Genomic DNA, 12,593 nt, shown 5'->3' on the forward strand with positions numbered 1-12,593 from the left:
AATTCAAGAATGAAATAAAGAAGGTGTTTATGAGATTTGCTCTATTACTGTTTATCCTAGTGCCCATTGTCGAAATGACGGTGTTGATTCAAGTCGGTAGTGAAATTGGTGCGCTAGCAACGGTTGGTTTGGTCTTTCTCACGGCTATTGTAGGCGTGACATTGATCCGTAAGCAAGGGCTTGAAACGTCTTTAAAAGCGCAAGAGAAAATGCGCCGTGGTGAATTACCAGCATCAGAAGTGGCTGAAGGCTTGATGCTTATTTTTGCCGGTTTGTGTCTGTTGATTCCTGGTTTTGTCACTGATGCCATTGGTGCGCTGCTATTAATCCCGTCATTAAGAAGATTGTTTGCCGCAGGTTTGATTGTTAAGTTTATTAGTTCGATGATGGCTCGTGGTAACCAATGGCGTGGTGGTCCGGGTTATGCGCCTCAACAAGAGGGCGATATCATTGAAGGTGAATATGCTAATGAAGATAATGATTTAATAGATAAAAAATAATTTTTTGCTTGGGTTGAAATACGGATTACTAGCCGTATATAAAGCCGATAGAGATTCTTGTGTATATCACGAGTTTTTAATCCTGCCAGGGGAATCCTGGTATTGTTTTGATTGGAGAAAATGATTGATGAATATTCGTCCTCTGCACGATCGTGTCGTTGTTCGCCGTAAAGAAGAAGAGACAACAACCGCATCTGGTATCGTATTGCCTGGTTCTGCTACAGAAAAACCTACGCAAGGCGAAGTGTTGGCTGTGGGCACTGGTCGTATTCAATCTAACGGTGACGTTCAGGCGTTGGCTGTTAGCGTTGGTGATACTGTCTTGTTTGGTCAGTACTCAGGTCAGACAGTTAAAATCAATGGTGAAGAACTGCTTATCATGAAAGAAGATGAAATCTACGGCGTTGTTGAAGCCTAATTTGTCTTTGTAGTTCGTATTCGATTTGTAACATTTGAAACAGTTATTTAAAGGTATAAAACATGTCAGCTAAAGAAGTTAAATTCGGAGACAGTGCTCGTCAGCAAATGCTGAAAGGTGTCAATGTTCTTGCAGACGCAGTTAAAGTGACATTAGGGCCAAAAGGTCGCAATGTTGTTATTGAAAAATCTTTTGGTTCACCGCTTGTGACAAAAGACGGCGTTACCGTAGCCAAAGAAATTGAACTTGAAAATAAGTTTGAAAACATGGGCGCACAAATGGTGAAAGAAGTTGCTTCTCAAGCCAATGATGTAGCTGGTGACGGAACAACAACGGCAACAGTGCTTGCTCAGGCAATCATTGCTGAAGGTTTGAGAGCGGTTGCGGCGGGCCGTAACCCAATGGACCTTAAACGTGGTATTGATCAAGCAGCTGCGGCAGTAGTTAAAGAGATCGCTGCACTTTCTACGCCTTGTAAAGATACTCGTGCAGTAGAGCAAGTGGGTACTATCTCTGCTAACTCTGATTCATCTGTGGGTAAGATTATTGCAGAAGCAATGGAGCGCGTTGGTAAAGAAGGCGTTATTACTGTTGAAGAAGGTTCAGGTTTTGATGATGAGCTTGATGTTGTGGAAGGTATGCAGTTTGATCGAGGCTACCTGTCTCCTTACTTCATCAACAACCAAGAGACAATGAGCGCTGAATTAGAAAACCCATTTATCCTTCTTGTTGATAAAAAAGTGTCTAATATCCGTGATTTGCTACCAGTATTGGAAGGCGTTGCTAAAGCGTCTCGTCCTTTGTTGATTATCGCAGAAGACGTTGAAGGCGAAGCATTGGCAACCTTGGTTGTGAATACAATGCGCGGTATTGTGAAAGTGGCCGCGGCGAAAGCCCCTGGTTTCGGTGATCGTCGTAAAGCGATGCTAGAAGATATTGCTATTTTGACAGGTGCTACCGTAGTTTCTGAAGAAGTTGGTTTCAGTCTTGAAACAACGACTCTTGAGCACTTAGGTACAGCGAAGCGTGTTACTTTGACAAAAGAAAGCACAACCATTGTTGATGGTGCTGGTGTTGCAGCTAATATCACCGGTCGTGTTGAGCAAATTCGTGCAGAAATTGCGAACTCTTCTTCTGATTACGATAAAGAAAAACTTCAAGAGCGTGTGGCTAAATTGGCAGGCGGTGTTGCGGTTATCAAAATCGGTGCAGCTACTGAATTGGCAATGAAAGAAAAGAAAATGCGTGTCGATGATGCGCTTCATGCTACTCGTGCAGCCGTTGAAGAAGGCGTTGTTGCTGGTGGTGGTGTTGCTCTTGTTCGTGCACTGACTAAAGTGGTTGATTTGAAAGGCGAGAATGAAGACCAAAACGTTGGTATTGCGCTTGCTCTTCGTGCAATGGAAACGCCAATGCGTCAAATCGTTACAAATGCGGGTGCTGAAGCGTCTGTTGTTGTAGACAAAGTGAAGCAGGGTGAAGGTAACTATGGTTACAACGCAGCCACTGGCGAATACGGCGATATGTTGGAAATGGGCATCCTTGATCCTGCAAAAGTGACTCGTTCGGCGCTTCAAGCAGCGGCCTCTGTTGCGGGTCTTATGATCACAACAGAAGCCATGATTGCGGATGTGCCAAAAGATGATGCTGCTATGCCTGATATGGGTGGCATGGGTGGAATGGGTGGTATGGGCGGAATGATGTAATTTCTCTCTAACTCATTGAAATGAAAGAAAACCTCGCTTTTTAGCGGGGTTTTTTTTTATAATTAAACTTACTGTTAATGAGTTTCATTATCGATTATTTTGGCGGGATTTTATTAATGAGTGTGTTGTCGCAAAAAGTGTTGTTGGAGTTGGTAGAAGCGAAGCGGTTTGGTGTGGAGTATCAACCTATCGTTGAGTTGAAGACGGGAGACATTTTTGCTTATGAGGCGCTTTCTCGGTTCAGGACGGTCGGTGGTGATTATATTCGCCCAGATTATGTTTATGCCGCGCTACACGACAACCCTTTGCTGTTGTTTCAAGTCGAGTTGGCGCAAAAAAAGATTCAACTTGGCGGCCTTTCTAGTAATGAAAAAGTGTTCGTGAACCTCGATCAGGATGCTTTTTATGCTTGTGGGCAGAGTGTTGAGGATAACCCTTTTGTTAAACTGATTCAGAATGATGATCGCGATAGGGTTGTGGTGGAATTGATAGAAAACTCCGAGATGAGTGATGCGTTAATGAGTCTGTCTATGATTGAGGTTTTTAATCAGCTTGGCGTATCAACTGCGTTGGATGATTTGTGCAATCCAAAATCGATGCTGTCGGTTGCTGTGTTGCAGTTGGTGGAATGGGTGAAGCTAGATAAGTGTGTGCTAGAAAAGCGATTAGATGCTAATTTTATGGTATTTGTTTCTAAAATAATTGATTTTGCGCACGCTACAGGTAAGCGGGTGGTGTTAGAGGGGGTCGAATTAGAGGCTGACTTGGATTTTGCGCGACGCATTGGGGTTGATTTTGTGCAGGGCTTTTATTTTCGAGGTCAATTTTTAAACTATTAGTGCCAGATGGTGTGTTACTTTTCGCTTTTTTTAACCTCTCTTGCGTTAAGTGCAAACCATTGATTCTAAAGCTATTGATAAATGCTCACCTGTGTAAGATACTTGATAAGATATTTATGTCCATTTTTTGTAGATAAAGGGAAGCTTATGCTCAGAAAAACCCTCGTTAGTATTGCTGTATCAGGCGCGCTTTATGTGTCCAGCAGTTACGCATTAGAGCTGGGTGAGTTAACCTCTCAATCAAATTTGGATGAGCCTTACCGCGGTAAAATTGAACTCACCGATGTCGGGACACTAACAAGCGATGATATTTTAATTCGTTTGGGCAGTGAGAGTGAATTTCGACAGGCTGGATTTGCGCCAACTCGAGTTTTGTCTCAGCTTAAATTTGATGTCACTCGTGAGGGTGGTGATTTGATTGTGGCGGTATCTTCTAACAGTCCTCTTCGAGTGGATGAACTTCATTTTATTCTTGCTGCTCGTTGGCCAAGTGGTCAAGTGGTAAGGGAGTATCAAACGCCACTTAATCAATCCGCTTTGGTTAAAAAATCTCAAAATGAAGTAGTGCAATCCGCACCCGTTACATCTGCATCTAAAGGCTCTGTATTTCGTCAAGCGACCCTGTCTGCGGAGAAAATGTCTACGAAAGGTCAGCTGAATGTCGTCAAAGGCAATACGCTTTGGTCTATTGCTGGACAGAATCGCCCAACAAATCAGCTCACTATTTATCAGACAATGATGGCGATACAAGCGCTTAATAAAGATGCATTCTACTCTGATAATATTAACCTTTTAAAAGAAGGGGCTATTTTGCGTTTGCCGACGCAGGATCAAATAGCGCTTTTCAATCAGTCTATTTCAAAAGAAGAGTTCCAGCGCCAGCATGATGCTTGGATGGCGCTTAAAGGGGCAAAAGGTAAATCTTCGGTAGAGCAAGCCCAATTAAATACACAAGCCAAAGCAAAAGGCGCGTCTAAAGGTGTTGAAAAGGGGGGGGATAAACTTACCCTTGCATCCGGACAAAGTGTTTTACCTGAAAATGTGGCAAGCTCAAATGCAGGTGATGATAACAGTGCGGCTTTGAACGCTTTGCAAGGCGAATTGTCTGCTTCACAAGAAATGTTAGACAAAGAGCGCAGAGAAAAAGGTGAATTGTCTGGGAAACTAAGTGATTTAAATAATCAGCTGGCGACGCTTGAAAAGCTGATTAGCTTGAAAGACAAACAAATGGCGGATTTGCAGCAGCAATTTACCAGTGCGCAGCAGTCTCTGCAGGAGCAAAAAAATACGGTTGACCAGCTTTTAGAAGCCGATCAAATTCGTAGAGAGAAAGAGCAAGCAGAAGCTGACTCATTGATGAACAAAATTTTCGGTAGCCCAATTGTTGTTTCGATTGGGGCCGTTGTTTTATTGTTGCTAGGGTTCTTGATTGGCATGGTGATGCGTCGAGCCGGTAAAAAGCAAGAGGAGCCTGTTGAGTCAAAAAAGGATGAATTTGATCTTTCTTCTTCGGCAGCTGTAGCGCCTGTCGCCGCTGTTGCTGCAGCAGAATATGTTGCTGATGAGGTGGAGGAGAAAGAAGAGCTTCAAGAAGAGGATCCGTTTGCATTTGATTTTGATACCCCAGATGAAGACGATAACCTAGATGATTTCGGCTCGTTTGACGAAGATATTGCTTCGGTTGATATGCCTGATCAAATAGAAGAAGAGATTGACCTTTCTGAAGACCCTGAAAGTGAGCTTGAGAGTGCATTAGATGAAAATCTCGATGATCCAGATGATATCTTCGCTTCTTTTGATAGCGTTGATGATCTGCCTGAGCCAGAAATCAATGTCTCTGAAGAAGACATGTTAGACGAATTAGAAGCGGTTGTTGAGGATGAAATTCCAACAATGACGGCGGAAGAAATTGAACCTGAAGCGAGTGTGGAAGAAGAAGTTGAAAGCGAAGAAGAGTCTTTCGTTTCTAGCTTGTTGAACGATACAGAGCAAGAAGATGTTGATGAGTCTGCCATTTTTAGCGGCATGTCGGACGATGCGCTAGCAAGTTCGATAGAAGAGTCGTTGGCTGAAGCGAATGAGGGTGACGTCGAAAGTGAAATTGAGGTACCTTCTTTTGGTGAGGCTGAAGCGGCTGAGGATGAAGAAGTCAGTGATGATGAAGAAGAGTTTGATTTCTTTGATGCAAGCGGCGACGAAGTGGCGACAAAATTAGATTTGGCTAGGGCTTATATGGATATGGGTGACGAAGAGGGTGCTAGAGTTATCCTTGAAGATGTCATTGAGTCGGGTAATGAAAAACAAATTGCTGAAGCGCAAAATATGATGGAGCGAATGTTCCCAAGTGACTAAAAAAGTTGTACTGGTTATTGAATATGATGGCTCTGAATATAAGGGCTGGCAAGCACAAAAATATGGTGTACCAAGTGTTCAAGAAAATTTAGAAAAAGCATTGGCGGTTATCGCAAATCACCCTGTTAAGGTGATTTGTGCCGGCCGAACCGACTCCGGCGTTCATGCGAGTGCTCAGGTTGTTCATTTTGAAACAGATGTTGAGAGAAATGATCGCGCATGGACGTTGGGCGTAAATACTTACCTACCTTCCGATATTCGAGTCGTTGCTGCTCGTTATGTTGCTGATGATTTTCATGCACGATTTAGTGCATTAAGTCGCCGTTATCGGTATGTGATTTATCAGTCTGCATTTTGCCCAGCGATACTGGCTAATGGTGTAACATGGACGTATAAGACACTTAATGTTGAGAAGATGAAAGAAGCGGCCGCCGTTTTTCTGGGTACTCATGATTTTTCCTCCTTTCGCGCGATTGGTTGTCAGGCCAATACCCCCATCCGAACGATTCTAAACTTTGATGTTCAGCAGATAGGTCAATATATTGTGCTTGATGTTAGGGCGAATGCTTTTTTGCATCATATGATTCGAAATTTCGCGGGCGTGTTGATGTCAATCGGCGCTGGTGAAAAGCCTGTTTCCTGGGCGAAAGTTACTTTGGATGCAAAAGATCGCACCAAAGGAGGAATTACCGCACCACCTACAGGCTTGTATTTTGTTGATGTACAATACCCTGATTCATTTAATGTTCCTGTCTGTCAATTGGGGCCTCATTTTTTACCTTATGTAGAAGAGTCTGATTATGACGTGTCGAGTTAAAATCTGTGGAATTACTAATCATGAAGACGCGCAGATGGCGTGTCGTTATGGTGCGGATGCGTTGGGTTTTGTGTTTTATGAAAAGAGCCCGAGATATATCACGCCTGAAACCGCCAATTCTATTGTTGCCAGCTTGCCTCCGTTTGTTACCCCTGTCGCATTGTTTGTTGATGCCAACTCGGACGTCATCGATTCTGTGATAAAAGGCAGTTCTCGTTGGATGATCCAGTTTCATGGCACGGAAAGTGAGTCTGAATGCGTGTCTTACCAGCGCCCTTATATGAAAGCCCTTAGAATTAAGAAAGGCGATGATGTAGCGGCATTGGTGAGCGGTTTTCTAAGTGCTACTGCGATATTGCTTGATGCATACAAAGCAGGCGTACCGGGAGGAACCGGAGAGGTTTTCGATTGGTCTCTTATTCCTGGTGAGCTGCCTAAGCCGGTTGTATTGGCAGGAGGGCTCACGCCCGAAAATATTAAAGAAGCGATTAAGCAAGTTGCACCGTATGCTGTAGATGTGAGCGGTGGTGTTGAATTGTCTAAAGGCATTAAGAGTGAGCCTAAGGTTCAAGAATTTATTAGTGGAGCAAAATGTGGATAGCAAAGATATTAATTTAGATTTACCTGATTCTCATGGTCATTTTGGTCCCTATGGTGGTGTGTTTGTTTCGGAAACATTGATGTCGGCGTTAGACGACCTGACCAAAATGTATGAAGCACTATCAAAAGACAGTGACTTTCAAGCGGCATTTGATTATGACCTAGCGCATTATGTTGGTCGTCCATCGCCTTTGTATTTCGCGCAACGTCTTACAGAAAAGGCTGGCGGCGCAAAAATTTATTTGAAGCGTGAAGACTTAAACCATACTGGTGCGCATAAAATTAACAATACCATTGGCCAAGCGTTACTTGCTAAGCACATGGGGAAGCCAAATATTATTGCCGAAACGGGAGCTGGTCAGCATGGTGTTGCATCGGCAACGGTCGCTGCGCGTTTGGGGTTGAAGTGTAAGGTTTTCATGGGGGCAGAAGATATTCGTCGCCAGTCGCTGAATGTTTATCGCATGAAATTATTGGGCGCTGAAGTCATTCCAGTCGAATCGGGTACCAAAACGTTAAAAGATGCGCTCAATGAAGCGATGCGTTATTGGGTAAGCAATGTTGATGATACGTTTTATATTATTGGTACTGCAGCGGGTCCACACCCGTACCCTAAATTAGTTCGAGATTTTCAAGCGGTGATCGGTCGTGAAACCAAGGCGCAATGTCTCGCACAAGAAGGTCGTCTACCAGATGCGCTTGTTGCTTGTGTTGGCGGAGGCTCAAATGCCATTGGTATGTTCCATCCTTTCATTAAAGATGAAAGTGTTGCTATGTATGGTGTTGAAGCAGGTGGTGATGGCATTGAAACAGGCCGTCATGCGGCGCCTTTGTCAGCTGGTCGTCCAGGTGTGTTGCATGGCAACCGTACTTACGTAATGGCGGACGATGATGGTCAAATCATTGGCACACATTCAATATCAGCCGGTTTGGATTATCCGGGCGTTGGTCCAGAGCACGCTTGGCTCAAAGATATTGGTCGTGCTAACTATGTGGCAATTAATGACGATGAGGCAATGGACGGTTTTCGAGATCTTACTCGTTTGGAAGGCATTATGCCTGCGCTTGAATCGAGTCACGCTGTTGCTTACGGTATGAAATTAGCGGCGACGATGGAGAAAGATAAGATCGTAGTGATTAATCTTTCAGGTCGTGGTGATAAAGACATTCTTACTGTTGCTGAATTAGACGGGATTGAAGTATGAGTCGCATTAAACAATGTTTCGAAAACTTAGAAAAAACTGGCAAAAAAGCGCTCATTCCGTATATTACCGCGGGCGATCCTTCTCCAGATCACACTGTAACAATGATGAATGCTTTGGTTGAGGCTGGAGCAGACATAATTGAGATTGGGATGCCTTTTTCGGACCCGATGGCCGATGGTCCAGTCATTCAGTTGGCTTGCGAGCGTAGCTTGGCAGCGGGTACCAGTGCAAAGAAAGTCTTGAAAATAATCGCTGATTTTCGTGAAACCAATAAGGTAACGCCTGTTGTATTGATGGGGTATTTAAACCCGATTGAATTTTTTGGTTATCAAGCATTTTCAGATGCGGCAAAAGAAGCGGGTGTTGATGGTATTTTATTAGTGGATCTGACTCCTGAAGAGGCGACAGATGTAGTAGAATGCTTCCAAGACAACGAGATTGATCTTATTTATTTGCTGTCGCCAACGACAACGCCGGAACGCGCAAAGAAAATTTGTGATCTAGCATCAGGCTATGTTTACTACGTTTCGGTAAAAGGTGTGACAGGATCGGCTGAATTGGATGTCGACAGTGTCAAAAAACATGTTGATTCATTGCGTGCGATTACTGCATTGCCTATTGGTGTCGGTTTTGGTATCCGTGATGCAAAAACCGCAGCCGCCGTCAGTAAATGTGCTGATGGTGTGATTGTAGGCAGTGTTTTAGTAAACGCTATTGCAGAAAATAAAGATCATCAAAAAGAATTTATAGCTGACGCTCTAGGGGCCATTTTGTCACCCATGCGTAGTGAAATGGACGCCTAAGCGGCAGCAAACGAGAAATATGGAGAAGTAAATGAGTAGCTGGTTAGATAAATTTGTACCTTCCATTGTGCGTAGTGAATCAAAGCGCGGTACAGCAGGCACCGTGCCTGAAGGTCTTTGGAAAAAATGCCCAAAATGTGAAAATGTTTTGTACCGTCCAGAGTTAGAGAAAAACTTGGATGTGTGCCCAAAATGTAATCATCACCTTCGTGTTGGTGCTCGTCGCCGTTTGGATATTTTCTTAGACAAAGAAGGCCGTCATGAAATTGGCGCGCACCTTGAGCCAGAAGATAAATTGAAATTCAAAGATACGAAGCGTTATAAAGACCGTATTGTTGATGCTCAAAAGAAAACGGGTGAAAAAGATGCTTTGGTTGCAATGCAAGGTGAATTAAACGGAATGCCTGTTGTGGCTGTTGCGTTCGAATTTAGCTTTCTTGGTGGCTCAATGGGTGCGATTGTTGGTGAACGTTTCATTCAGGCCGTTAATGTTTGTTTAGAAAAACGTATTCCGCTTATTTGTTTCTCAGCATCGGGTGGCGCTCGTATGCAAGAAGCGCTTATCTCTTTGATGCAAATGGCAAAAACCAGCGCGGGTTTAGAGCGCATGAAACAAGAAGGCATTCCTTATATTTCCGTCATGACAGACCCTGTTTTTGGTGGTGTATCGGCTTCTTTGGCAATGCTAGGTGATTTGAATGTTGCAGAGCCAAACGCATTGATTGGTTTTGCTGGCCCTCGAGTGATTGAGCAGACGGTACGTGAAAAATTGCCTGAAGGCTTTCAACGTAGTGAGTTTTTGTTGGACAAGGGCGCGTTGGATATGATCATCAAGCGTGAAGAAATACGCGATCGTTTGTACAACATATTGTCTTTGCTTACCAATAAGGTTGCATAATTAAATGACGCACACGTCATTAGCGAGTTGGCTCTCATACATTGAGAGCCAACACCCCTCTGAAATAGAGCTTGGTCTTGAAAGAGGGAGTAAAGTATTAGCTAGATTGAATTTATCTAGACCAAAAAATAAAGTCATCACAGTGGCAGGTACGAACGGTAAAGGTTCTACTTGCGCGATGTTGACTCAATACCTCTGTACGCAAAACCATTCGGTTGGGACTTATACCTCCCCCCATTTTCTTATTTTCAATGAGCGCATAGCCCTAAACAATGCGCCTTGTGATGACGATATTATTTGTCGAGCATTTGAGGCGATTGAAGCCGCACGGGAAGACATTGCATTAACCTATTTTGAGTTTAGTACGCTTGCAGCCTTATGGATTTTTGATCAATCCAATTTGGATTATTGGGTGCTTGAAGTTGGGTTAGGTGGGCGGTTAGATTCTGTCAATATGATCGACACGGATGTGGCTGTTGTGACCTCCATTTCTTTAGATCATATTGATTGGCTTGGTGACAATCTTGAGGTTATTGCTCGTGAAAAGGCAGGCATAGCGAGAAAAGACAAACTGCTGATTAGCGGTGTGGTTAATCCGCCTAAGTCGATTGCGATTACAGCGACGGAGGTGGGGGCGCATTTACGCCAAAAGGGTGTCGATTTTAGTTTTGTGTCCGATCAAAACGAATGGTGTTGGTCCGGAAATGGCTTCCAGTACGATCATTTGCCAATACCTTCTTTACCCTTGCAGAATGCAGCGACCGTGATTGCTGTCTTAGTTTATATGGGGTTTTCACCTGCTCAAGATGATCTTGCTGTTTTATTTCAAACTGCGCAGTTGACGGGGCGCTTTCAACAGGTGGCTTCTTCTCCTGATGTGTATATCGATGTGGCTCATAACCCAGAAGCCGCAACAGAACTAGCTCAGAGAATAGGGCGCCTTTCACCTAAGCCCATTGCTGTCTGCGGCATGTTAAAAGACAAAGATATTAGTCGAGTTATGTCGCATTTAGTCGATTGCTTTTCGGATTGGTTTTGTTGTGATTTAGAAGGTGTGAGGGGCGCAAAAGCCGAAGAGTTGGTGAAAAACATCACGCGATTTTCCCCCGATCTTGTTTCGAATGTTCATGCTTGTCTTTCTGTGAAAGACGCGTTTGAAGCGGCCTTATCTACAGCGCGAGTCGAGCAACGCGCCATTGTTGTCTTTGGCTCTTTTGTCACTGTCTCCGATTATTTGATGCTGGATAAATTGAAGAGTGATTTATGATAGATAGAACCATAACATACAGATTAATTGGCGCCGGTATTATGGTGCTATCTGCTGCCGTTATACTGCCCTTAATTTTAGATGGTGAGCGTCCGCCAGAGCTTGATGTTCAAGTGCGCGTTACGGCGCCACCGGCGTTTCCTCTTCCGGAAATATCGCCCGTCAAACCCGTAGACAGCTTGTCGAATGTTTCAAAAAACACCGAAGAAACCTCTGTGGGCGACATTAGTCTCATTCCCGTACCTCAGTCTGCCAATGATATTGATCAAACGCCAAATACAGAAGTAAAAGCGTCCTCACCAGAAGTCACAGCACCGGCTAAAAAAATCACACCAGAAAAAATTGCGGATCGTTGGGTGCTACAAATTGCGACGTTTAAAAGTAAAGACAACGCGACTCGATTAGTCCAAAAGCTCAAAGATGCCGATTATGATGCGTACAGCTTGACGACAAATTCACTGTATAAAGTCTATGTCGGTCCAGTGTTTAAAAGAGAAACCTCTGAAAAAAAACGTGAAGAAATTAAGAAAAAATTTAGCTTAAACGGAATCGTTGTTAAATATTCAGTGAATTAGTGTGAGGTTTGTTGCCTCAGTATTTGGAAAATGACAGGCATCTGTTAAACTCCGCAGCGATTTTTAAGAGGTATTCATGGAACAAGTAGATTCAATGTCGACGGTGGATTGGTTGATTATCGCCGTGGTGGTTCTTTCCACCCTCTTGAGTTTGAAAAGAGGTTTTGTCAAAGAAGTGTTATCTCTTCTAACTTGGGTTGTTGCCTTTGTTGTGTCGGTGAAATTCTCAGATCAAATGCAAGCGCTGTTACTTGATCAAGTTCAAAATGATCAAATTCGCTATATTGTTTCTTTTGTTTCTCTGTTTATCGCAACCTTGGTGGTTGGGGCGCTCGTCAGCTATTTGCTGGGCACCTTGATCCAAGTGACCGGTTTATCGAGTACTGACAGGGTGTTAGGCACACTTTTTGGTTTTGCTCGAGGCGGCTTAATTGTGGTCGCTTTTGTCTCTTTATTGAGTTTAAGCCCTGCAATTGAGAAAACAGAATTTTGGAAAACCTCCCAATTGATTCCTCAACTGGGTCAACTGAATGACTGGACGCGTGACATGTTAGGCAAGAGTTCGGATCTTATGGATTCGACTCTCATTGATCGCGCCCTTGGTAATTAGTCA

13 protein-coding genes are annotated in these 12,593 nt (G+C 43.7%); all 13 read left to right on the forward strand.

The window, feature by feature from the left end; genetic code table 11:
* Positions 1-29: 29 nt before the first annotated feature.
* The 13 genes from D104_RS21490 to D104_RS21550 all read left to right on the forward strand — a co-directional run bounded on the left by D104_RS21490 (position 30) and on the right by D104_RS21550 (position 12,590).
* The gene (locus D104_RS21490; protein WP_024022706.1) at positions 30-500 is read left to right on the forward strand and encodes an FxsA family protein; all 471 of its coding nucleotides are present in this window, start codon (positions 30-32) and stop codon (positions 498-500) included.
* Positions 501-627: 127 nt separating this feature from the next.
* The gene (locus D104_RS21495) at positions 628-918 is read left to right on the forward strand and encodes a co-chaperone GroES (RefSeq protein WP_024022707.1); all 291 of its coding nucleotides are present in this window, start codon (positions 628-630) and stop codon (positions 916-918) included.
* A gap of 62 nt (positions 919-980) precedes the next feature.
* Positions 981-2,624, forward strand: coding sequence for a chaperonin GroEL (gene groL, locus D104_RS21500; protein ID WP_024022708.1), 1,644 nt, complete (start codon positions 981-983; stop codon positions 2,622-2,624).
* A 77-nt stretch (positions 2,625-2,701) separates the two neighbouring features.
* Entirely contained in the window at positions 2,702-3,463 is a 762-nt protein-coding gene (locus D104_RS21505; protein ID WP_024022709.1) for an EAL domain-containing protein, read from the forward strand.
* A 147-nt stretch (positions 3,464-3,610) separates the two neighbouring features.
* On the forward strand, positions 3,611-5,815 hold the full coding sequence (locus D104_RS21510; protein WP_024022710.1) for a FimV/HubP family polar landmark protein: 2,205 nt from the start codon (positions 3,611-3,613) through the stop codon (positions 5,813-5,815).
* Positions 5,808-6,632 carry a tRNA pseudouridine(38-40) synthase TruA gene (gene truA, locus D104_RS21515; protein ID WP_024022711.1) on the forward strand — a complete coding sequence of 275 codons (825 nt, stop codon included), beginning with the start codon at positions 5,808-5,810 and terminating at the stop codon, positions 6,630-6,632. The genes D104_RS21510 and truA overlap by 8 nt, the downstream gene beginning before the upstream one ends.
* Complete coding sequence (locus D104_RS21520; RefSeq protein ID WP_024022712.1) at positions 6,616-7,233, forward strand: phosphoribosylanthranilate isomerase; 618 nt, start codon at positions 6,616-6,618, stop codon at positions 7,231-7,233. The genes truA and D104_RS21520 overlap by 17 nt, the downstream gene beginning before the upstream one ends.
* Positions 7,226-8,437 (forward strand): tryptophan synthase subunit beta, encoded by a 1,212-nt coding sequence (gene trpB / locus D104_RS21525; protein ID WP_024022713.1) that lies wholly within the window; start codon positions 7,226-7,228, stop codon positions 8,435-8,437. Before D104_RS21520 ends, trpB begins: the two co-directional genes overlap by 8 nt.
* The gene (gene trpA / locus D104_RS21530) at positions 8,434-9,240 is read left to right on the forward strand and encodes a tryptophan synthase subunit alpha (protein WP_024022714.1); all 807 of its coding nucleotides are present in this window, start codon (positions 8,434-8,436) and stop codon (positions 9,238-9,240) included. Before trpB ends, trpA begins: the two co-directional genes overlap by 4 nt.
* A 31-nt stretch (positions 9,241-9,271) precedes the next feature.
* Positions 9,272-10,138 (forward strand): acetyl-CoA carboxylase, carboxyltransferase subunit beta, encoded by an 867-nt coding sequence (accD, locus tag D104_RS21535; RefSeq protein WP_024022715.1) that lies wholly within the window; start codon positions 9,272-9,274, stop codon positions 10,136-10,138.
* A gap of 4 nt (positions 10,139-10,142) precedes the next feature.
* Positions 10,143-11,405, forward strand: a complete 1,263-nt coding sequence (folC, locus tag D104_RS21540) for a bifunctional tetrahydrofolate synthase/dihydrofolate synthase (protein ID WP_024022716.1) — start codon at positions 10,143-10,145, stop codon at positions 11,403-11,405.
* Complete coding sequence (locus tag D104_RS21545) at positions 11,402-11,980, forward strand: SPOR domain-containing protein (protein WP_024022717.1); 579 nt, start codon at positions 11,402-11,404, stop codon at positions 11,978-11,980. Before folC ends, D104_RS21545 begins: the two co-directional genes overlap by 4 nt.
* Positions 11,981-12,056: 76 nt before the next feature.
* Positions 12,057-12,590 carry a CvpA family protein gene (locus D104_RS21550; protein WP_024022718.1) on the forward strand — a complete coding sequence of 178 codons (534 nt, stop codon included), beginning with the start codon at positions 12,057-12,059 and terminating at the stop codon, positions 12,588-12,590.
* The last annotated feature ends 3 nt before the right edge of the window (positions 12,591-12,593 follow it).

Origin of the sequence: Marinomonas profundimaris (assembly GCF_000508165.1) — a bacterium.
GTDB classification, from domain to species: domain Bacteria; phylum Pseudomonadota; class Gammaproteobacteria; order Pseudomonadales; family Marinomonadaceae; genus Marinomonas; species Marinomonas profundimaris.